The sequence below is a fragment of the Microcoleus sp. PH2017_35_SFW_U_B genome, assembly GCF_020737865.1.
In the GTDB taxonomy this organism is placed as follows: Bacteria; Cyanobacteriota; Cyanobacteriia; order Cyanobacteriales; family Microcoleaceae; genus Microcoleus.
The window spans coordinates 1-20,166 of record NZ_JAEQDE010000075.1; the positions used below are offsets into that span (position 1 = coordinate 1).

Consider the following 20,166-nt stretch of genomic DNA (forward strand, 5'->3'; position numbering starts at 1 on the left):
GCCGGCCAAGAGCGCTGAAGCGCAACTACCTACCTGCCGGCCAAGAGCGCTGAAGCGCAACTACCTACCTGCCGGCCAAGAGCGCTGAAGCGCAACTACGTACCTCTCTCGATCGCAATTTCAAACTGCAAAAAACATTTTTTTTACAGTGCTGTCCCCGCTCGGGAGGTGTATGATACTCGCGATCGGGGACAGCACAACAAATGCAAAACTGAGATGCTCCCGAATGCAATTCAAGTTTAATCAAGTAGCCTGCATTAGTTAAATTTACTATTAATAGCTTTGTTTTTTGACTTTGACTGCTGCGGTAATTGCCTCGATCGCACTTCGATCGCCCCATCGCTCACAGCACTCAAAGGCAACTCGAATTCATCAATATCATTGCGGTACTTCACCGCAATATCAGCACCATTAATAATCGCCCCCAACAGCCGCGGCCCCGATTTGTGCGAATCCTCATCATCAGATTCCACCAACTGATCCGCAGCCTCAGACAACATACTAGCCAGAGTATAACCAGCCCGCGCCACCAAAATTATACCGTCCGTATAGGGTTCCAGCGTCAGCGCGTCGTTGCACTCGCTCAACGCCGGAGAATCCACTACCACAAAATCAAAGCGATTGCGAACATCCTCAAACAACCTCCGCATTTCGCTCGATTCCAGTACCGCCGAAGCCTGCCGCAAACTGCCCGGACTCGGCACGACATATAGGTTCTCTACCTCTGGAACCAACAAAACGCACTCGCTCATATTGCCGTAATAGTGCAAAGGTTCCACCGCCGCCAGAGGATCCGCAGCTATTTTCAAAGATTCCACATTAGAACCCGATCGCAAATCTGCTTCAATTAACAAAGTCCGTTTACCCGATCGAGCCGACGCAATTGCCAAATTGTAAGCACTAAAACTCTTTCCCTCCAAAGGCGCCGCCGAAGTCAGCAACACCACTTTTACAGGCTTTTCGCCAATTCGGCGTAAATTAGTCCGCAACCGCTCGTAAAACTCTAAATAAGGCGAATTGGGTTCCAAAGCCAGCGGCATCTCCTCCCCATAGGAATCAAACACAATCACTTCAGGCAAAACAGCCAGTATTGGCACCTCTTTTTCCACCAAAGCCGCCCGCACTTCTTCCCAACTGTAAAACTTCCCGTTGAGCATTCCCAACAAAAATATGAACCCGCCGCCCAGCAGCAATCCCACAAATCCGCCCACCGCCAGCATCACCGGCAAACCTTTCTTGTTTGGCGGAACGTCATCAATTTTGGGAGGCTGGGCGACTGTCAAACTCCCCGTTGTCTCAGCTCTCGCCGCCTCAGCATCTACCAAAGCCGCCTGCATCTTATCGTAGAGAGCTTTTTTCAGCGCCACTTGCTGGGCTAACCGCGCTTGTTCTAACTGCTTGTTGGGGATTTTCGCGTATTCCTGGCGCAATTGTCGTTCAGTGTTCTCTACTCCTTTGAGTTGTTCTTGCACCACATCCCGCTGCGTTTGTAAAGCAATCAAACTTTGAGCTAGCTGCTGTCTCGCCGGGTCTAAAGAAGAGTCTATCCGAATTCGATCGGCACTTCTGAGTGGAGCCGCCACCCCGTTCCCCCCGAGCACCTCCGATTGTCGCTGCTGTAACTGCTGCTCAAAAGCTTGTTTTTGTTTGAGCAATTCCACAATTTTCGGGTGTTCCTCCTGCAAGTCGCTACGCAGAATTTTGAGCTGAGATTCGATCGAAAACAGTTGCACTCGCAGTTGTGCAATAATTGGATCGGCAGACAGTGCTTGAGCCACGTAAGCTTGCTCTCCATTCAATCCCAAGCGTTCCTGCAAGCTTTTAATTTGAGCTACTATTGCTCCCAACTGCACCCGGAGTTGCCGCTGCTGCTGTTCGGTGGCGATAATCGCTTGCGGCAAAGTACCGCTCTGAACTGCTAAAATAGAAGTTTCTTCTCGTTTTTCGTAGGATTCAAGTTTTGCTTCCACCTCTCTGAGTTCCTGAGTTACTTTCGGCAAGCGTTGGTTAATTTGGGCGATCGTTTTTCGGACGCTGAAATTATTAGAATTTTCGCTGTAAATCACCATTTCGTTCATCAACGCCTCTGCTCGCTTTTCTGCTTTTTGGCGATCGGCATTTTTGTACGATACTTGAATCAAAGCACTGGGGTCATTACTCTTGGTCGGCATCTTGATCTCCACGCCGTCTTTCAGCTTTTTAGTCAATATTTTTACTTTTTCGTTCAATTCTTCTGAATTTAGTTCTGCTGCTTGTTTATTTAATTTGTTTTCTGCTTTAATGAGTTTTTTGGCGGCTGCTTGGATGACCTGTTGATTGAGCAACTTATCTTTAGTTATTTCTTGTCCTTCCTGTTGAATCTTGGTAGTGGTTGATGAAAAAATCACGGTCGGCTTGCTGTAGGCCAGCGTACCTTTAGCAACGTAAACCGGCGCCTGATTTGGCTGCACGGCAACTACTCCGGACACGCCCACAGTCACCGCAAGAGTGGCTAGTCCCACCCACTTGTATTGGTCAAAAGCAATCAAATAACGTTTGACAACTGATAAAGTCATAACTATTTTAGATTTTAGATTTTAGATTGAAGAATTGCTAACTATAAATCCTAACTAAGTAGGTGATGGAAAAAAAACTATAGCCTTTTGAGCTCCCATCTGAGGTACCAGACGTGCATAATAGGGCATTGGCAAACAGGGCAAACAGGGCATTGGGCAAACAGGGCATTGGGCAAACAGGGCATACCTCATTTTTTTGAGAACCGCTGTAGTATCTTGTCTCGGCGGGTTTAGCTAACAGTCTTTGATAGAAGCGAGTTTACGAGTACAAAACCGCCTCTCCCTAAGCGTGTTTATGTGTAACAACCTACTGAATGACCAATGACTGATTTTTGCGATCGGGGACAGCACTGCTGACTAATGACAACTGACAACTTACAACTGAGGGCTGGCACGGGGTACAGCCCCTACCAACTAACAACCAACAACCAACAACTAACAACAACTAACAACTAACCACTAACAACTAACCACTAACAACTAACCACTAACTACCTATTATTATTGTTGTTGGATGGCCCAAACAGATTGTTTACCCCATTTCTCAACTGCTCAAAAAACAGAATAAATCCCAAAGTATCCCGGAATGGTCGAGTAAAGGTATTGAGAACATAACCAATACGCTCTACCAGATTCCGACCAATCACAATCACATCATTATCTTCCAGCATCGGGTTCTGAGAAACATTGCCCTCCAAAGCAGCTTTTGCATCTATCTTGCGGTTGATTGCTCTACCTTGCTTTTGGTCGAACCGGATCAAGGCCATTTTCCGCAAATCAGCCAGATTCACAGGCAAGTTGTTGATAGCATCCAAAAACTTGCTGCCATTTTCTAGGTAAAACGAGGTCAAACTACCACTAGCGTAACTCAAAACTCGAACGTAGATCTTGGGCTTCATCAGCGTAGAACGCGCCACCAAAGCTTTGTCGTAGTCTAGGTTTTTGATACTAGCGTCCAATTCTGGGATGACAATCACATCTCCCGAGGCCAAAGGAAAATCAAACAAATCGTTAGCCTTTGCTAAGGGAGTGTAGAGGTCGAGGGGTTGCTCCACCGAGGAGCCATCCACCAGCGTCCGTCGCACTCGCACGGCTCGTAAATCGGCTTTTCCCGTGACTCCCCCCGCAATCGTCAAAGCGGCGGAAATTCGACCTGAACCCGCCGGAAGCGTGTAAAAACCAGGTTTGCTGACTTCTCCGGTGACTGTGATTTGAACGGGGACAGCGGCAGCGGCTAGGCTGTATCTGGATGCTAAATCTCGATCGGACTTGCGATCGGCTGTAACCTGTTTATACGGTACGACGATCGCATCTCCATCTTCCAAACGCAAATCCGGCGGAGCAATACCAGTTTGCAGCGGCGTCAAAATATCAACAACTTGCTCAGCCACAGCACCACCCGGCAAAGTCCGCCGCACCCGCACCGCCCGCAGTTCGGCCGTCGGAGTAGTCCCAGCAGCAGCAGCCAAAGCCGCCGGAAGCTGCGGGGTTTGCAGCGGATAAAAACCAGGTCTAGCCACTTCCCCCGTCACCGTCACCACTACCGGGCGCTGAACGAGCAAAGCAGCCGAGACTTGAGGATTTTTGATAAATTGAGTAAAGCGCTCGCGGAGGCGCTGCTGTGCTTCTTCGACGGTAAGGCCGCGCACATTTACTGTGCCGATTAGCGGCAGTACAATTACCCCTTCAGGGCTGATTGCACCCGTAAAATTTAGCTCTGGAAAGCGCTGAACTTGAACGGAAATCTGGTCTCCCGGGCCCAGGCGGTACGGCCGATTCCGAAAAGCTGGGTTAATTTCCCTGTTGAAATTAGTAGGTGGCGGTGGCGGTACGCGCAGTGGCTGTGGCGGCACAAGTCGCTCAGAACTAGGAACAACAGATTGGGCTAAAGCCGTTTCTGAAAAAACCTTGCCGTTAAAGCCCCACAATACAGCAGCGAAAGATAGAGTCCAAGCACTTGAATACAGGCCAGCCAAGGAAAAAGCGAGGCGATTTCTAATTGTGAATTTATCCGGCATTTTGAAATAATAAAAAAGGGTAATATTTTCAATGTTTCGCTGTTTTTTAAGTTTCATCTCCGCAATTCTCAACTATAAATATCTACTCTTGATACCAAATTCGTTTAACTTTTCCTCTTGATTCTTCTAGCCCGCGGAGGCGGTCTTTGTTTGTGTAGAAGCGATTTCAATCGCCCTCTTGATTAAACTCAGAAAATTTCTGCCATTAATTGAGTCTGAACACTTTGGCCCAGAGATTCCAGCAGCGGTTCAACTATCTTAATATCGCCCTGCGGTTGGATGGGAACTATGATACTGACAGCAACCCAAGAGGCGCGGCGGTTCGACAGCCTCGCTATACTATCTTCCCAAAACCAGCGGCTGGTTGCTGGAGAACCCCCATTAGGCCAAGCGTACCACTGCACGACAGCAAAAGTTTGTTGAGAAGTCCAGCTTCGGAAAAACCTCGTCTCGATAGTAGGTGAGGGCTTGTCGGATGTTGGCGCTAATTTAACTGTAAACCTCAAAGTGCGATGAGAATCTGTTTGCCATCGGTGAAATCCATCGATATCTAGCCATTCTACTTGCGGCTGGTTTTTGGGGGAATTTTGAGGCATTAGCAATAAAATGGCAATTGTTTGATGATTTTTAATTTCTTCAACTAACCATCTGTGTCCGCCAATTTGAAGGTTATTCTGGATGCGGATCACCTCCCAGTCAGGAAGTGTCATCCCGTGTTGGCGCAAACTTTTTAACTGCTTGAGGTTTGTAACTGTTGGCGGATTTGTCCAAGGCCACCTTCCCGTCGCGTAGCCAGGAATTGCTACTCCCGCAACCAGTACCAGCAAAAACACCAGTACCACAATTTTAGATACTTGGTAGCGCCGCAGTAGTTTCCGTGCTGAAATCATTTGTTTCATTAATCGGCAGGCTGGCTTGGGAAATACTTTTCCATCCCGTTGATGAGAAGTACCAATAAGCCTAGTATACAAGCAGAATACAAGTCTCCGCCCCATCCGGCGTGCAACCAAGTAAAAAGTCTCTCTCTGTCGGTTCCGTGAAAGTAAGTCAGCAAAGTGTTGCGGAGAATGTTGGAAGTGATGCTAATGATAGATGTGGCCACTAAAAACAAAATGCTTCTTTTTTGGGAACTCCAAACTCCCGTCCAATCTATCAAAATTAAGCTGACATAAAGACTGGTAAACAGCATTTTTAAGCCTGCACAGTGAGGGGCGACTTCGACAATGCGATCGTTTACGTACAGATAAATTTCTTCGATTCTCACGTTCAGACCGACTTTAATTAAGATCCAGCCTGATACTTGAGCAATGAAGTGCTGTAACGGCAAGGCGTAGGGTTCTATGAGGTAAGGAATGTGATTTGGCGAGGCAAAAAATACGAACAAAAGCGGCATTGCTTGCAATTTTAAGCCGGAAAATCCTTTTAAAGACAAGCAAATACTGGCTAGCATTAGTGGTAGAGATAAATTCACCAAATCGCTTAAGCGACTCAGATAAAAAAGCGTTGCTATTAACAGCAAAAAGCTTCCCAAAGGATGTGGCGAGTCGCCTAAGCGCCGCCAGCAGTTTCGGTTTGTCCAAGCAATATAAGCGGCGTAGGGTAAACCAATTATTCCGTGGCTGAAATATTCGTGTTCGATGCTGATGTTTTTGTTGAACCAGCCGTCGTACCAGTGTACTAGCAGGGGGGCGTAAAGCAGCACTAGGAGTACCGTGATACCTTCCCCCATGAGGTATCGCTTGAGAACAATGCGAATTCGGCGCTGGATTTGCATGGTTTGAGAAGTTTTGACATGGCCGCGCTGGATTCGCAACGCGAAAGCGATTTTGAACGGTGAGTTAAAGATTTGTTAATTCCCAACTCCAACGCTTTGAGATTTCTACTCTATGGCTTGCAACATCCTCACCATAACTTTTATAAACAATTAAGTAAATTAACTTAATTAAAGGTAAAATACCGATCGCTAAACAGTTTACTGTATATAGCCTTTTTCAAAAAGATGAGGTATGACTGACAGCTTATACAACCAGTTAAACTAAGAGGGCCCAAGCCCAACAACGTACCTCATGTTTGTGATAACCGCTATATGTCTTCTTCCATCTAGAGTATTGCGTCTTCCTTCAGTATTGCGTCTTTCTTCTGTCAACTGTCAACTCTTCCTACTGTCAACTGTCAACTGTCAACTGTCAACTGATTTCTCGATCGCCCTTACAACCTGCTCGATCTGAGTATTGCTCAATCCGGGATACATTGGCAAGGATAAAATTTGTTCGCACAGGGTTTCGGTGTGGGGGAAGTCGCCCGGATTGCCTAAGTTTTGGTAGGCTGGTTGCAGGTGGCAAGGTACGGGATAGTGGATGCCTGTTTGGATGCCTTCTCGGGTGAGATGTTCCTGAAGGGTGTTGCGGGCGATCCTCTTCGTTGGCGTAGCCCCCGTAGGGGAGGGCTTCCGTAACGGGCTTTTGTCAGTAATCTGGATTACGTAGAGGTGATAAATGTGACCTGTGCCGCTGTGATTGGCGATCGGTACAATGCCTTTGGGTTTCAGGGGTTCTAGTAGAGTATTGTAGTATTGAGCGGCGTCGGTGCGATCGCGATTCCATTTTTCCAAGTAAGGCAATTTCAAATTGAGCACGGCGGCTTGCAAATTATCGAGGCGGCTGTTGGTGCCGATTTCTGCGTGCAAATATTTGCTGGGTGCTCCGTAATTGCGGAGAGTTCGCATTTTTTGTGCGATTTCTGCATCGTTAGTAATTAACATCCCACCATCGCCAAAACAGCCGAGGTTTTTGCTGGGATAAAAGCTGAATGCTGCTGCTTTACCAAAGGAACCTGCACGGTATCCTTCTCTTTCGGCTAAATGGGCTTGTGCCGCATCTTCAAATATCATTAATTTGTGGCGGCTAGCAAAATCTAAAACTTCCCTAGGCGATACCATTTGACCGTAGAGGTGTACGGGGATAATTGCTTTAGTTTTTGAGCTGACTGCTGTTTCGGCTGCTGTGAGGTCAATCAGGGCGGTTTCCGGGTCACAATCTACCAGAATAGGTACTGCTTTGGCTTGAATCACACCAATTATAGTAGCGATAAATGTGTTGGCTGGGAGGATGATTTCGTCGCCCGGATGGATGCCACAAGCTTGGAGTCCAAGGGCGATCGCATCAGTTCCACAAGCCACTCCTACGCCGTATTTTACTCCAGAAGCTGCTGCAAAGGCTGTTTCAAATTCTGCCAGTGCTTCACCTAAAATAAAGTCTCCGTGCTGGATAATTGTTGCAAGTGTTGCTGCTATTTGAGATTCGATTGGTTGGTGTTGCAGGTAAAGGTTTACAAATGGAACTTTTGGCTGGCGACTGCTCATACATCGGAGGGAGAGTAATTATTTATATTAGCACTTAATTGCGGAGATATTTTATTTTTTTTAACCGCAGAGGGCGCAGAGATCGCAGAGAAAAAGAGGAATAGAGGAGAAAGCCGATCTCACTTTTCTGAGCTGTATATTAAATCAAGGTTTTTCGGTAAGATAGAATTAGATAATTTTTCGGCAATTGAGATCGTGGAATACAAAAAACTAGGTAACAGCGACTTATTAGTATCTGAAATCTGTTTGGGTACGATGACTTACGGCCAGCAGAATACGGTTGCAGAAGCGGCTGAACAGCTCGATTTTGCGATCGCCCGAGGCATCAACTTTATCGATACGGCAGAAATGTATCCGGTGCCGGGAAAACCCGAAACTCAGGGCAAAACCGAGGAATATATCGGCGAATGGTTGGCGCGACAGCAGCGGGATAAAGTCATTATAGCTACTAAAGTGGCGGGGAGAAGCACTCGATTGAAGTGGATTAGGGAAGGGAAAAATCAGATCGATCGCCCAAATGTCGAAAAAGCCCTGAACGACAGCCTGAAGCGCCTGCAAACAGACTACATCGACCTCTATCAGATCCACTGGCCCGATCGCTACGTGCCCCTATTTGGTGCGCCGGACTACGACATCGCCCAAGAACACGAAACCGTACCGATTTTGGAACAATTAGAGGTATTTGCTGACTTAATTAAAGCTGGCAAAATTCGCTATTTGGGTTTGAGCAACGAAACGCCTTGGGGAGTTTGCGAGTTTTGCGAATTAGCCGAAAAACACGATTTGCCGAAGGTTATTTCGATTCAGAATGCTTTCAGTTTGAGCAATCGGACTTTTCACATGAATTTGGCAGAAACTTGCAGATTTAAAAATGTGGGATTGATGGCTTACAGTCCTTTGGGATTCGGACTTTTAACGGGTAAATATCTAAATGGAATCCCAGAAAATTCCCGACTGTCTTTATTCGCAGGATTCGGTCAGCGTTACGATAAAACTAATCTGAACGATGCCGTGAAAGCCTATGTTGAGATTGCGCGATCGCACGGTTTGAGTCCGGCGCAAATGGCTTTGGCTTATGTGCGATCGCGTTGGTTCGTAACTAGCACAATTATCGGTGCAACATCGATCGCACAACTTGAGGAAAATCTTAGCAGTTTGGAGGTGACTCTCGATCGAGATATCGTAGCAGAAATCAATTCGGTACACGCGAATTATCCCAATCCCACGCCGTAATCCTTATTAGTAGGTTGCGGTTAAGTGATATAGCCTCCGCTCGAATGACCGCAATCAGTAAGGTTCGTAGTGCGGACTTCAGTCCGCAGCCCAAACACAAAATGAAGGGCAATACGAACCGTTTTTGTTAAGGTTAAATCATATCATTTTCGCTGGAATCGCCATCCTAAAATTGGTTCGCTCGTTCGGATTTTATATCGTTTCCGGTAGCATCGGAATTATATATTTGAATCGTTCAGTGCGAGCGTCTCGCTCGCGAGTGGATCGCGAGCGTCTCGCTCGCACTACATAATTCGGATGCTACCGGATTTGATTTTATTCCTCAGGTGAATGCGGACTAAAGTCCTCACTACAGACCTTCAGAGCAATTGCTAATTGCCAATTATCAATTACCTAAGCGTAACTCATGTTACACCATAAGTGCTATAATTATTTCCCTAATGAACTTGATGGTTGCCCGATATTGGCAGCTCGATGATAAATTTCGTGCCGCAGTTTGGTGCAGTATCGCACCATAATTTTCCGCCATGCTTTTCAGCAATTATCTGATAGCTAATAGATAAGCCTAACCCGGTTCCCTTTCCCACTGGCTTGGTGGTGAAGAAAGGGTCAAATAGGCGCGATCGCACATTCTCTGGAATACCTGCACCATTATCGGCAAACACTATCTGCACTTGATTTGGTTCCGTGCGAGAGGTAGTAATGCAGATCGTGTTCGGGTTGGTGGCAATCTGATCGAAACTGCGCCCTCGGTTGCTCTCCTCCAAGGCGTCAATCGCATTTACTAGCAGGTTCATAAATACTTGGTTGAGTTGTCCTGCATAGCATTCTACCTGCGGCAAATCGCCATATTGTTTTACGATCTCAATGGTTGGGTGTTGTGCTGTCGCTTTGATGCGGTGTTGCACAATCATTAATGTGTTATCAATGCCTTCATGCAGATTGACAAACTTCAATTCTGCTTGATCCAGGCGAGCAAAATTGCGGAGCGAAATTACAATTTCCCGAATGCGATCGGAGCCTACTTGCATCGAATGCAGTACCTTGGTGAGATCTTCACTCAGAAAATTTAGATCCACATCATCTAGTTCTGTTTGCAGCGATTGGGGAGGGTTCGGATAGTGCTGTTGATATGAATTGAGCAATCGCAGCAGTTCTTGTGTATATTGATTGACGTATGTGATGTTGCCGTGAATAAAGCTAACTGGATTGTTGATTTCATGGGCTACGCCTGCTACCATTTGCCCTAGTGCTGACATTTTTTCACTCTGCACCATCTGACTCTGGGTACGATGCAATTCTTTCAGCGTGCTTTCTAATTGCTGCATTTGTTGGCTTAGTTGTCGATCGCGATTTGTTAGCTCTTGTGCCATAACGTTAAATGATTGTGCCAGAATCCCCACTTCATCTTCGTTGTTGACTGGAATGCGAGTCGTTAAGTCGCCTTGGGCTAATTGCTGGGTTGCTTGGGTTAGGCTTTGAATCCGACGCCCCAGAGATTGGGTGATGCGAAATCCCCAGAGTGTCACTCCCGTCACCAGGAAACTTCCCAGCAGCCCAAAGCCACCCACCACAAACCACAACTTTTGTTCTGCTTGTTCGGTTTGTATGACAGACTTGAGTACGGCGATTTTGAGGGTTGCGCGATCGAATCCTGGTAGCCCGATCGTTTTAATCAAGTAGTTTTCGCCTGCAATCTTTGCGACTTTAGGTAGAGATTCAGGCTGGGGAGCTTGCCAGGGTCGATCGCGATTAAGCTGTAAAGTAGAAGCAGTTATGCGATCGCCCTGGAATGCAACTAAGTGCATGGATGTGTTACCGCGAATTTGCTGAAGTAGTGCGTCGTCAATCGCACCCCCCACAACCAAACCAGCCAAAATTTGTGTAGAAGATTTGATCGAGATCAATCCCACCAGGGAGGGTACAGCCCCTTTTTCTGCCAGCAGAATGCCCGATAAACTTAGTCCAGCACGAGCCGCACGATTGATGGCAGTATCTTCTAATATTGCTTGTGTCAGTGCTCCCTGCTGCGAAGATACTAAGAGTTCACCATTTGTGTCTACGATTCTGATCAAATCCAGTTTTAAGGATGCCTGGATTGGTAACATGGTACGGAGCAATAAAGGGCGATCGCCCGCAGCAACGGCCCTGATTACATTCCTGTCCTCGCTCACCCAACGAGCTTTTAAGTAGAGCAATTCTTGCTTTTGCTTCAGATCTTGTTGGAGTAAAGTAGCCCTATCTTCTATCTCCTTGTGCGCCGTTTGTTCTAAGTTCTTTCTGGCAAAATAACCAAAGCCCAGGGTTCCGAAAGTCCACAGGCTAACGAATGCCACCAACAAAGGAGACAACAGCTTGACTGAGATTGGGAGTCGCACATATCTGAAGCCCTGTAACATATCTACTTCAACCTAGGATTGAGTGTAGCTAAAACCATGTAGTGTCAATTTAAACGTCAAGTTGTTTAATAAATCTAGCTTACCGCGCACTCTCGATACCAGTAAATATTCCTTAAAAAGGGGGAATCGATCGTCTAGTCCCTTCTTAACAAAGCTGGATAGAGAAGGATCGAGAAGATTGTTAACTCATCAGTAAGCTGACACTAGGTTCGCAGCTCAAGTTGATGCTATTTACTAACAACAAACCCAGACTTCTCCAAAGCAGTGGTTCCTGACGGGCTAAAAATGTATTTAATCAGTCCTTGAGTAGACTCCGAAGCATTTTTATGCCAAAGAATTTCGATCGGGCGTACCATTTGATATTTGCCTGCTTTGACATTTTCGGCTGTAGGCTCAACATTGTTGAGACTAAGACGGTTTACGGGTAGTTTATGGGAAATGGCGTAAGCCAGGGAAAAAGTACCGATGCTGTAGGGAGTGCTTTGAATCGCCTCGATTAATTCTCCTTCTTTGCGGAACACTACTGCTTGCGGTGAACTCTTCAAATCTTTTCCGAGATAGTGTTTGCGGAGGAGGCGTTTGGCAGATTCATCTTCTGGGCGATCGAGTACCACAATCTTAGCATCGGGCCCGCCCAGTTTTTTCCAGTTGGTCAAGGTGCCGCTGTAAATGGCTTTGAGGTCTTTAGTGGTCAGGTTTTTCACCCCTTTGACGCTGGGATGAGTAGCAACGAGAAGGGCATCGTGGGCGACTTCACGAAACTCTAATGTGCCATCATTTTCCTCGGGCTTTAATGTTTTAGAAATTGCACCAATATCAATAAGTTGTTGTTTGACTCCTGCAATCACTGTTTCAGATTGTCCCGGCTCTAACTGAGTAATTTTGGTGTTTTGGGAGGTGGATTCATAATTAGTCGCTAGCGTCTGAATCACACCTATTGTGCTGCTTGAACCTCCGATTTTGAGCGAGGCATCAGTTGGCGCTGCTGCCGTTGCAACCGTTGTAGCCGTGGAGGTACTGGCGTTTGTTGAGCAACTGGGCAAGCCAAAAAGTGCGATCGCGCCTAAAGTCAGGATTAATAAATTCCGTTTCATAGTATACAATTATTGGGTAATATTGTCAGCTTGCTAAATTTTTCATCAAACCAAACAGCAATCATTTTTTTGTGCTTCCCTGACTTGGCCTTACACTAACATAAATACCGAAAAGTGGCGATCTATTTAAAAATTCTTTACAAACTTGTGTATAGTCGAAGCGTTTGAGCAAAAATCTGTAAGTGCGATCGAATATCATATATTTTCATACTTTTGCATAATCGGGAGAGCGCGAAGTTCTAACATAGGAGTAGCAGCCATGAATAGCGGTCAAAAATTTAATTTTAAATTAGGAGAGCGTTTCTTAGAAGACTGGGCAGAACCTCCAGAAGATCCATTAGGAGAGCTTTCTCATTTTGAAATGGGATGGCGATGTTTCTGTTTTGAATACAACCATAAAGTTTTCATAGAAATAGGTGATGCTCAAAAAGAGGTGTTTTTAGATCCAGATATCTGTATGATGATCGACAATTACTTTCCCAAGGAAATTGCGAAGCTATCGCAAGGTAAACCAATAGAAATAGACTTTGGTGAGAGTTGGTTTACTATTATGTTGCTACCGATCGACAATAAGATTAACTGCACTTGGATCGAGTTTGGGACTTCGTGCTGGGAAAAGGTGTTTGAATGCGATCGCACTCAAGTATTAGATACCCTCAGAGGATTTTTGACGGAAGTGATGCAGCTAGCTGTAGATCAGGGTTTCATCACGCTGTTCGAGAAGGAGGAGTTTATTCATCCGGCTTTTGCTAGCAGTACGGATGCTGTGGTATTGAGCAAGTAGTTGGTTTTTGGTGGTGTTTTGGGCGATCGCCCTTGACGCAGAGGAAATGGGATAGAGGAGCGATCTAAACTTTAGCATACCTAACTCAACAATCTTTCAAGTCATTATTCCCAATATTGGGAAAATTTCCCAGATTGGATTGACGCTGATATCAGGTAGAGAGGTTTATATTTATCGATATTCGGCACAAAATATAGTTGCCAATTCTGCTGGCCAGTGTTAAAGTCTTAAAAGACAAAAGAAGACAAAAACTCCTCAAATTGCCAAGTATAAGAACTCTCTAATGTCTTGTATTTTTTGCAATCTTGGATTTTTCGCAATACCGAATCCTATCCTGATACGAAAAAGGCCCGCCTGAACTACTAATTCAGACAATGCCCTCGTTTTAGCTAGGTAGCTAAGTTGATTTGACCTGTAAACGTCAGACCCACACAACTAAACCCAACTTTTGAAATATATGTTCGACAATTATAACCCACAAGATGGACTATTGTATGCCAAGCATAGCCTGACTCCGATCTTCTCTGCTTTGGAGGAGTTAAACCCCGCTTGGGCAGAGTGTATCCGCAGTCTGCTTGATGACAAGGACGAAACTATCCAAGAACAGCGACAGGAAATAGATGACTTGAAGTACGAACTTGATTGTCAGCCAAATCCTTGGGATAACGATGGTTCATCACACGCAGATTGTCACGATCGCGAATATGTTACGGATAGACTAGGAATTTAACAAAAAGCCGATCGCCCTTACCATCCAAAAAATAAGACAATGGTAAAAGGCGATCGCCCTTCACCCTAAAATCTTTCTCCACTAAACCCATGAGTACAATTCGCTTACAACTAGCCGAATACTTGAAATGTCGAGGCTTCACCCCCGAAAACTTAATCGAAGCTGTCGGCGAAACACTCAATCCTGAAACCGTATACCAACTGATCGAAAAAGCAGAAAACCTCAGCCACCTAGAGTTATCCGTCCTAGCCGCCATTATAGATGGCTTGAGCAAACTCAATGGTTTTCCAGTCGGTATCGCAGAAGTGCTCATGTTTTTTCCTGACATTTCCGAAGAAGCATTAGCAAAATCACCTTGGCGTCAACTTTACCTCGTCGATAATGAAATTCCTCCATATGATTGGGGAGATGTAGATCCGATGAAACTTGGCCAACCCGTGCGCTATATACCGGGAGTAGGTGCCGTTATTCTTGAAGACGAAAGGGTAAAGTAATAAGCGTGACTAATACATTCAACATCCGCGATATTTTACTCGTTGATTTCCCTCCTCAAACGCCTGCACTGCACGAACAACAAGGAAGACGCCCTGCTGTAGTAGTGGGGAGCCCAAGCGACACAGGTACGATCCGTTTTGAGCTTGTGATTGTTGTGCCGATTACCAGACAATCAGGAGATTGGACTGCACAAAATCCAATTTTATACCCAAGTCTTCGGGCAGGAGTGGGAAATCTAACTGCCGACTCGATAGTATTGCTGGATCAAGTACGCACTGTAGATATCCGGCGAATATTGCGGTATCTTGGCAGTTTAACCGCAGAAGAGTATCAGCCGATCGCAAATGGACTCAAGCTAATGTTCGGCTTTTAAATTATCCATTAATAACCTAACAGTCGATCGCGCAAATTCTTAATGCGATCGCCCTTCCCATTCATCTATATAATAGGTCGATATAATAGGTCGATCGGAATTTATGCACTCCGACAAAGAAACCGGGTTTTTAACGAATTTACTCGCCACAACGAAGTATTTTCACAAAAACCCGGTTTCTGGGCCCATGCGTCAGTTGTATAATCGCAACTGATGCGGATAAACCGTTTCAACACCTATCGTTTCCATAAATGATTCTGGTTCATCCTGAGTTGCGGTAACAAAATCTCCGCCAACTTCTGCTTTCACCCATCCGCCAAATAACTCGACTAAATAGGCTTCACCGTTTTTGAATACCTCAACAATTGCCCCGGCTGTTTCTGGCGGTGCAATCTCGCCATCACCGAGGGCGACTGCTTCGGTTAAACATACTGCATCGAATAACTGAAATTTGCTCATTGCTCCCCATTCTTCAACCCGCGAAGGCGGGTTTTGTTCGTGTAGACGCGGTTTCAACCGCCGAGTTTAATATACATCAAAAGCCTATTTTGAACAGGCAAGATGCCTGTTCCACGGTAAATATGGTCGATATCTAATGCCCTAACAGTTTATCCCGCAGATGCTTAATTCGATCGCGCAATTTACCCGCCTCCTCAAACTCCAACTTCTTCGCCGCCGCCTTCATCTGCGTCTCCAACCGCCCGATTAACTGAGGAATCTCGTCCAAAGATAACTCATCCACCTGTTCGTAAACCTCCTCCAACTGCTGCGAGTTCAGCTTGCGCGACACATCCAGAAACGCCAGAATCGCATTAGTCGATCGCTTTTTCGCGATCGGCTGCGGCGTAATCCCGTGCATCTTATTGTACGCTAGCTGAATCCCCCGGCGCCGATCCGTTTCGTCGATCGCCTTAACCATGCTATCAGTCAAATTATCCGCATACAAAATAGCCTGTCCCTGCACGTGGCGCGCCGCCCGCCCAATCGTTTGAATCAAAGAACGTTCCGATCGCAAAAACCCCTCTTTATCCGCATCCAAAATCACCACCAGCGACACTTCCGGCAAATCCAAACCTTCCCGCAGCAAGTTGACACCAATCAACACATCAAACTTGCCATCCTGCAAATCTTGGATAATTTCGATGCGTTGAATCGACTGAATTTCCGAGTGCAAATACCGGACTCTAATCGCCCTTTCCTGCAAATATTCAGTTAAATCCTCCGCCATCCGCTTCGTCAAAGTCGTCACCAAAACTCGCTCGTCCCGAGTGACTCTCTGCTTAATTTCCCCCAACAAATCGTCAATTTGTCCTTCCGTCGGGCGCACGAAAATTGTCGGATCGACGACTCCCGTAGGGCGAATTACTTGCTCGGCAACTCTCCCTTCCGAGATTTCCATTTCCCAATTCCCCGGAGTCGCAGAAACAAAGATGCACTGATTCTCTTTTGCCCAGAACTCCTCTGCTTTCAAAGGGCGGTTGTCAGCAGCACTTGGCAAGCGAAAACCATGTTCGATCAATACTTTTTTCCGCGCTTGGTCGCCGTTGTACATTCCCCGAATTTGCGGCACAGTCACGTGGGATTCATCTACTACCAACATCCAATCTTTCGGAAAATAATCAATCAAACATTCGGGCGGTTCTCCGGCATTTCGGCCTGCTAAATGCCGCGAATAATTCTCTACTCCGTTACAGTATCCAACTTCCCGCAGCATTTCCAAATCGTAGCGGGTGCGCTGTTCTATCCGCTGCGCTTCTAATAGTTTCCCTTCTTTTTCAAATGCTAGCAGCCTGTCTTCTAATTCGAGTTCTATTCCTTGGCAAGCTGCCTCTAATTTATCATCAGCAGTCACAAAGTGGCGCGCAGGATAAATATTTAAAGCCGTTGTACTTTGGATGATTTTACCAGTTACGGGGTCAACGTAGCGAATCGCATCGATTTCGTCGCCGAAGAATTCGACGCGAATAATTCGATCTTCGTAGGCGGGGCCGATTTCTACAACATCGCCTTTGACTCGAAATTTGCCTCTACCTAAATCTAGGTCGTTGCGGCTGTATTGGACGTTGACTAAATCTCGCAATATTTGCCGCTGGTTGACTTCCATTCCTACTTGCAAAGGGATAGCAGCTTTCAGGTATTCTGCGGGCATTCCCAAACCGTAAATGCAGCTAATTGATGCTACGACAATTACGTCGCGGCGTTCAAAGAGCGATCGCGTGGCGGAGTGTCGCAGCATATCGATCTCATCGTTAATTGCTGCGGTTTTTTCAATAAAAGTATCGCTGACGGCGATGTATGCTTCAGGTTGGTAGTAGTCGTAATAACTGACAAAGTATTCGACTGCATTGTTGGGGAAAAAATTGCGGAGTTCGTTGCACAGTTGAGCGGCCAGGGTTTTGTTGTGTGCTAAGACTAAGGTGGGTCTACCGATTTTTTCGATCGCCGAGGCAATGGTGAAGGTTTTGCCCGTACCTGTGGCACCGAGTAAGGTTTGAAATCGATCGCCCGCTTGGATGCCTTTGACGAGTTGGGCGATCGCTAGCGGTTGGTCGCCCGTGGGATCGAAGGGCGCTTGCAATTGAAAAGATGCTGCCGCAGTTACCATAGGAAAATGTCGCTATTACCGATAAATTTTAACAAAAATTCAGAGATTCTGCAATTTCGTTAAGAAAATAGTTAAACTTTATAATATTATTTTAATTATCGGTTCAAATAGAAAGCAGAAAGCCCAGAAAAGCAGTTGTCCGAACCCAGTAATCAGCAAGGAAAAAAAATTATGGCTCTCACACCCAAAGACAAAGTCAAAGCGAGCCCCCGCGGCGGCAAAGGCACTACCAAGGCCCTACCACCCGCCAGCGAAGCCAAATCAGCGGGCATTCAACTTTATCAGCCGCAACTCCTACATGACAACCGCCCCGTCGGCCCAAACGATTTTACCATCAGCGAGACAGTCTCGATCTCGGGGAATCGCCCGATCGGCGCTAGCACCCTGCACATCAGCGAAACCTACGGCACTGTAGGCAATCGCCCGATCGAAGCCAGCGACTTTGAAGTGGTGGCTACACTCGGCAGACGCCCGATCGGCTCCAGCGCCATGCAAGTCAGCGAAATGTTCAGTATGTCCGGTGCGCGCCCTATTGCGATCAGCAATCTGCACATTGATGAAGTTTACTCCACAATGGGAGGCAACCGGCCAATTGCTTCCAACGACATTGACGACAGCTCGACCTTAATGGGATTTTTAGATTAATTATTCATTGGTCATTAGTTATTAGTTTTTCACTATTAACTCTATTAACTAATGACTAAAAACACATTTTTAGAGAAGTTTGTGACCAAGGAGATTGATAATTGGAAAACTCGAAAGTAATTTATAGCGGTTCTCAGAAAGATTCGCGGACGTTGTTGGGATGCGAGCCCTCTTTGTCTGGGAGGTTATGTAAGCTGTCTGTCATACCTCATCTTTTTGAGAAAGGCTATATTTTATCCTACCAATTTCCACAATATTTTCGCCATTATTAAATAGCTCAATTGCCTCAGGAAAAGCACGAGTAAAAATACGATGCAAATCTTTATTCGTAATGTTGCCACAGGTTAGCCAAAGAATTTGAGGCGGTTTGCCAAGGCTAATTACTAAATCAACAAAATCCCTATCCTTAGGACTGAAAAATTAATAACTTCATTATCTACTCATTTGTCGGAACAGCACGGTAATTCCATTTTGGCAAATATTCATCAAAAATAATTTTCATTGTATTCTTAAATCCATCTGCTACTTTTCTACCAGTTTTATAAATTTTATCAAGCACATTTACCACCACAGAAAGTCCGGTTTTGTGTGGGTTTTTTTCATGAGTTCTTTGACAAACTCAACAGAAGTAAAAATCACTCCTTGACAAGCTCTCGTTACATGAGGAAATAAGCGATGCTCTATTGGATTATACTCCAATGTATAGGGAGGATAATGTGCTATTCTGATTTCTATATGGAGCTACGTTGACTAATTTTTGCAAATCCGATTTAAAGATATAGTGATTAGAATTATTACTGCCACCTCCATCGCATTTAATCAAGATTGAACTTGCTTGAGGGTAGAGATAGATTCCGTAATTTATCCACCATGATTTAATCGATTCACAAGCAAATTCACTCGTATCTTTACTAATACCTAGGGTTAAATATCCTCGGTTATGTTGCACATCATAAATTCCATGAGGTACTATTTTGCCCTCAGCCAAACTGAAAAAGTCATGGTCAAGTGTGGTAACTGTTTCGGTAGTATACAGAGTTCCTGAGCGATATAAATTTCCAATAAATTCCTTTTTTTTGGTATCCATGCTAATGATAGGATTTCCCTGTAACTCATACTCTTCAGTGATTCTGGCAAGATTTTCAAATTGTTCGTTACGATTCTTTGTTATTCCTGTTGTTTGTTTTTTTTGAGCTTAACGTTTCACATATCCGTGCTTTTTTAATAATTTTTTGACAACCGTTACACTGACTGTTATGCCATGAACTTTCAGACCTTCAACTATTTCTTCTTGAGTGAGATTAGTCCATTTAATTTTCTCATCCATTGGGCTGCCTGCTGTATAATGTTTTAACACTTCTAAAAAACTTTCATTCAAGCCAGGTATCAGAGACTCGCTAGTTTTTCTTCCTCCTCCTTTTTGACGAATTCTGTGTCCCTCAAAAGTAGTCTCTGATTCACTTTTTAATTCCTTAATGCCTTTGGCTATTGTATTTCTGTCTGCTGCCAAAATTCGGGATATGTAACTAATTCCACCATAACCAAGTTTTTCGGCTTCTATTGCTGCATATCTTCGTCGATCTTTTTCAGATAGAGATTGATAAAGTTTCCGCATCTGAGCAGTAATTTCAGAGGAGTAATACATAAATTTACCTGAACAAAATGAAGGAAATTAACTAACCAATTATTAGGAAAACAAAGAAGGTGAACATCGAATAAGGATGAGTTTTGACCACCAGAATGAAATGTTACATCCTTTGTAATCACTCATTTGTTTATTATACCTTGCTTGTGTTATTAAATTTTCATTCCTAAGGATGAGTTTTGACCACAAAATGAAATGTTACATCCTTTGCAATCACTCATTTGTTTAT

15 protein-coding genes and 3 pseudogenes are annotated in these 20,166 nt (G+C 45.2%); 6 read left to right on the forward strand and 12 right to left on the reverse strand.

Going from position 1 to position 20,166, the window contains the following annotated elements; all coding sequences use genetic code 11:
- Positions 1 to 257: 257 nt before the first annotated feature.
- The 5 genes from JGK36_RS21035 to JGK36_RS21055 all read right to left on the reverse strand — a co-directional run bounded on the left by JGK36_RS21035 (position 258) and on the right by JGK36_RS21055 (position 7,934).
- On the reverse strand, positions 258 to 2,555 hold the full coding sequence (locus JGK36_RS21035; RefSeq protein ID WP_293197912.1) for a tyrosine-protein kinase domain-containing protein: 2,298 nt from the start codon (positions 2,553 to 2,555) through the stop codon (positions 258 to 260).
- Between the two features lie 491 nt (positions 2,556 to 3,046).
- Entirely contained in the window at positions 3,047 to 4,630 is a 1,584-nt protein-coding gene (locus JGK36_RS21040) for a polysaccharide biosynthesis/export family protein (RefSeq protein WP_293197914.1), read from the reverse strand.
- Positions 4,631 to 4,761: 131 nt separating this feature from the next.
- Positions 4,762 to 5,472, reverse strand: a complete 711-nt coding sequence (locus JGK36_RS21045) for a cyanoexosortase B system-associated protein (protein WP_293174232.1) — start codon at positions 5,470 to 5,472, stop codon at positions 4,762 to 4,764.
- Positions 5,472 to 6,347, reverse strand: coding sequence for a cyanoexosortase B (gene crtB, locus JGK36_RS21050; RefSeq protein ID WP_293174229.1), 876 nt, complete (start codon positions 6,345 to 6,347; stop codon positions 5,472 to 5,474). Before crtB ends, JGK36_RS21045 begins: the two co-directional genes overlap by 1 nt.
- A gap of 405 nt (positions 6,348 to 6,752) precedes the next feature.
- Positions 6,753 to 7,934: a DegT/DnrJ/EryC1/StrS aminotransferase family protein gene (locus JGK36_RS21055; protein WP_293174226.1), complete on the reverse strand. Its 1,182-nt coding sequence runs from the start codon at positions 7,932 to 7,934 to the stop codon at positions 6,753 to 6,755.
- Between the two features lie 195 nt (positions 7,935 to 8,129).
- Between JGK36_RS21055 and JGK36_RS21060 the strand changes: the two genes are divergently transcribed.
- Complete coding sequence (locus JGK36_RS21060) at positions 8,130 to 9,167, forward strand: NADP(H)-dependent aldo-keto reductase (protein ID WP_293197915.1); 1,038 nt, start codon at positions 8,130 to 8,132, stop codon at positions 9,165 to 9,167.
- 437 nt (positions 9,168 to 9,604) lie between these two features.
- On the opposite strand, the gene JGK36_RS21065 is transcribed toward JGK36_RS21060, so the two are convergent.
- Together JGK36_RS21065 and JGK36_RS21070 are read right to left on the reverse strand one after the other, a co-directional pair.
- Positions 9,605 to 11,566 (reverse strand): ATP-binding protein, encoded by a 1,962-nt coding sequence (locus JGK36_RS21065; RefSeq protein WP_293197916.1) that lies wholly within the window; start codon positions 11,564 to 11,566, stop codon positions 9,605 to 9,607.
- A 227-nt stretch (positions 11,567 to 11,793) separates the two neighbouring features.
- The gene (locus JGK36_RS21070) at positions 11,794 to 12,660 is read right to left on the reverse strand and encodes a substrate-binding domain-containing protein (RefSeq protein ID WP_293174217.1); all 867 of its coding nucleotides are present in this window, start codon (positions 12,658 to 12,660) and stop codon (positions 11,794 to 11,796) included.
- Positions 12,661 to 12,919: 259 nt separating this feature from the next.
- On the opposite strand from JGK36_RS21070, the gene JGK36_RS21075 reads away from it, so the two are divergent.
- The 4 genes from JGK36_RS21075 (at position 12,920) to JGK36_RS21090 (ending at position 15,042) form a co-directional block, all read left to right on the forward strand.
- The gene (locus tag JGK36_RS21075) at positions 12,920 to 13,444 is read left to right on the forward strand and encodes a hypothetical protein (RefSeq protein WP_293174214.1); all 525 of its coding nucleotides are present in this window, start codon (positions 12,920 to 12,922) and stop codon (positions 13,442 to 13,444) included.
- Positions 13,445 to 13,901: 457 nt separating this feature from the next.
- The gene (locus tag JGK36_RS21080) at positions 13,902 to 14,174 is read left to right on the forward strand and encodes a hypothetical protein (RefSeq protein ID WP_293174212.1); all 273 of its coding nucleotides are present in this window, start codon (positions 13,902 to 13,904) and stop codon (positions 14,172 to 14,174) included.
- Positions 14,175 to 14,263: 89 nt separating this feature from the next.
- Positions 14,264 to 14,668, forward strand: a complete 405-nt coding sequence (locus JGK36_RS21085; RefSeq protein ID WP_293197917.1) for a hypothetical protein — start codon at positions 14,264 to 14,266, stop codon at positions 14,666 to 14,668.
- A gap of 5 nt (positions 14,669 to 14,673) precedes the next feature.
- On the forward strand, positions 14,674 to 15,042 hold the full coding sequence (locus tag JGK36_RS21090) for a type II toxin-antitoxin system PemK/MazF family toxin (RefSeq protein ID WP_293174206.1): 369 nt from the start codon (positions 14,674 to 14,676) through the stop codon (positions 15,040 to 15,042).
- 192 nt (positions 15,043 to 15,234) lie between these two features.
- Here JGK36_RS21090 and JGK36_RS21095 read toward each other — a convergent pair whose 3' ends face one another.
- Both JGK36_RS21095 and uvrB read right to left on the reverse strand, forming a co-directional pair.
- Complete coding sequence (locus JGK36_RS21095; protein ID WP_293174203.1) at positions 15,235 to 15,558, reverse strand: DUF4926 domain-containing protein; 324 nt, start codon at positions 15,556 to 15,558, stop codon at positions 15,235 to 15,237.
- Between the two features lie 76 nt (positions 15,559 to 15,634).
- Positions 15,635 to 17,647 carry an excinuclease ABC subunit UvrB gene (uvrB, locus tag JGK36_RS21100; protein ID WP_293174200.1) on the reverse strand — a complete coding sequence of 671 codons (2,013 nt, stop codon included), beginning with the start codon at positions 17,645 to 17,647 and terminating at the stop codon, positions 15,635 to 15,637.
- A 171-nt stretch (positions 17,648 to 17,818) separates the two neighbouring features.
- On the opposite strand from uvrB, the gene JGK36_RS21105 reads away from it, so the two are divergent.
- Positions 17,819 to 18,292: a hypothetical protein gene (locus tag JGK36_RS21105; protein ID WP_293174197.1), complete on the forward strand. Its 474-nt coding sequence runs from the start codon at positions 17,819 to 17,821 to the stop codon at positions 18,290 to 18,292.
- Between the two features lie 201 nt (positions 18,293 to 18,493).
- Here JGK36_RS21105 and JGK36_RS33940 read toward each other — a convergent pair.
- From JGK36_RS33940 to JGK36_RS21120, 3 pseudogenes are all read right to left on the reverse strand, one after another.
- Positions 18,494 to 18,688: pseudogene (locus JGK36_RS33940) on the reverse strand (DUF5615 family PIN-like protein); the annotation flags it as partial.
- A 40-nt stretch (positions 18,689 to 18,728) separates the two neighbouring features.
- Positions 18,729 to 18,991: pseudogene (locus tag JGK36_RS33945) on the reverse strand (hypothetical protein).
- Positions 18,981 to 19,937, reverse strand: a pseudogene (locus tag JGK36_RS21120) (ISAzo13 family transposase). Before JGK36_RS21120 ends, JGK36_RS33945 begins: the two co-directional pseudogenes overlap by 11 nt.
- Between the last annotated feature and the right edge of the window lie 229 nt (positions 19,938 to 20,166).

Bases quoted from the DNA above. Each gene is read 5' to 3' on its own strand.
- JGK36_RS21045 (WP_293174232.1), bottom strand. From the start codon at position 5,472: ATGAAACAAATGATTTCAGCACGGAAACTACTGCGGCGCTACCAAGTA.
- JGK36_RS21070 (WP_293174217.1), bottom strand. From the start codon at position 12,660: ATGAAACGGAATTTATTAATCCTGACTTTAGGCGCGATCGCACTTTTT.
- uvrB (WP_293174200.1), bottom strand. From the start codon at position 17,647: ATGGTAACTGCGGCAGCATCTTTTCAATTGCAAGCGCCCTTCGATCCC.
- JGK36_RS21065 (WP_293197916.1), bottom strand. From the start codon at position 11,566: ATGTTACAGGGCTTCAGATATGTGCGACTCCCAATCTCAGTCAAGCTG.
- JGK36_RS21085 (WP_293197917.1), top strand. From the start codon at position 14,264: ATGAGTACAATTCGCTTACAACTAGCCGAATACTTGAAATGTCGAGGC.
- JGK36_RS21035 (WP_293197912.1), bottom strand. From the start codon at position 2,555: ATGACTTTATCAGTTGTCAAACGTTATTTGATTGCTTTTGACCAATAC.
- JGK36_RS21055 (WP_293174226.1), bottom strand. From the start codon at position 7,934: ATGAGCAGTCGCCAGCCAAAAGTTCCATTTGTAAACCTTTACCTGCAA.
- JGK36_RS21040 (WP_293197914.1), bottom strand. From the start codon at position 4,630: ATGAAACTTAAAAAACAGCGAAACATTGAAAATATTACCCTTTTTTAT.
- JGK36_RS21075 (WP_293174214.1), top strand. From the start codon at position 12,920: ATGAATAGCGGTCAAAAATTTAATTTTAAATTAGGAGAGCGTTTCTTA.
- JGK36_RS21105 (WP_293174197.1), top strand. From the start codon at position 17,819: ATGGCTCTCACACCCAAAGACAAAGTCAAAGCGAGCCCCCGCGGCGGC.
- crtB (WP_293174229.1), bottom strand. From the start codon at position 6,347: ATGCAAATCCAGCGCCGAATTCGCATTGTTCTCAAGCGATACCTCATG.
- JGK36_RS21080 (WP_293174212.1), top strand. From the start codon at position 13,902: ATGTTCGACAATTATAACCCACAAGATGGACTATTGTATGCCAAGCAT.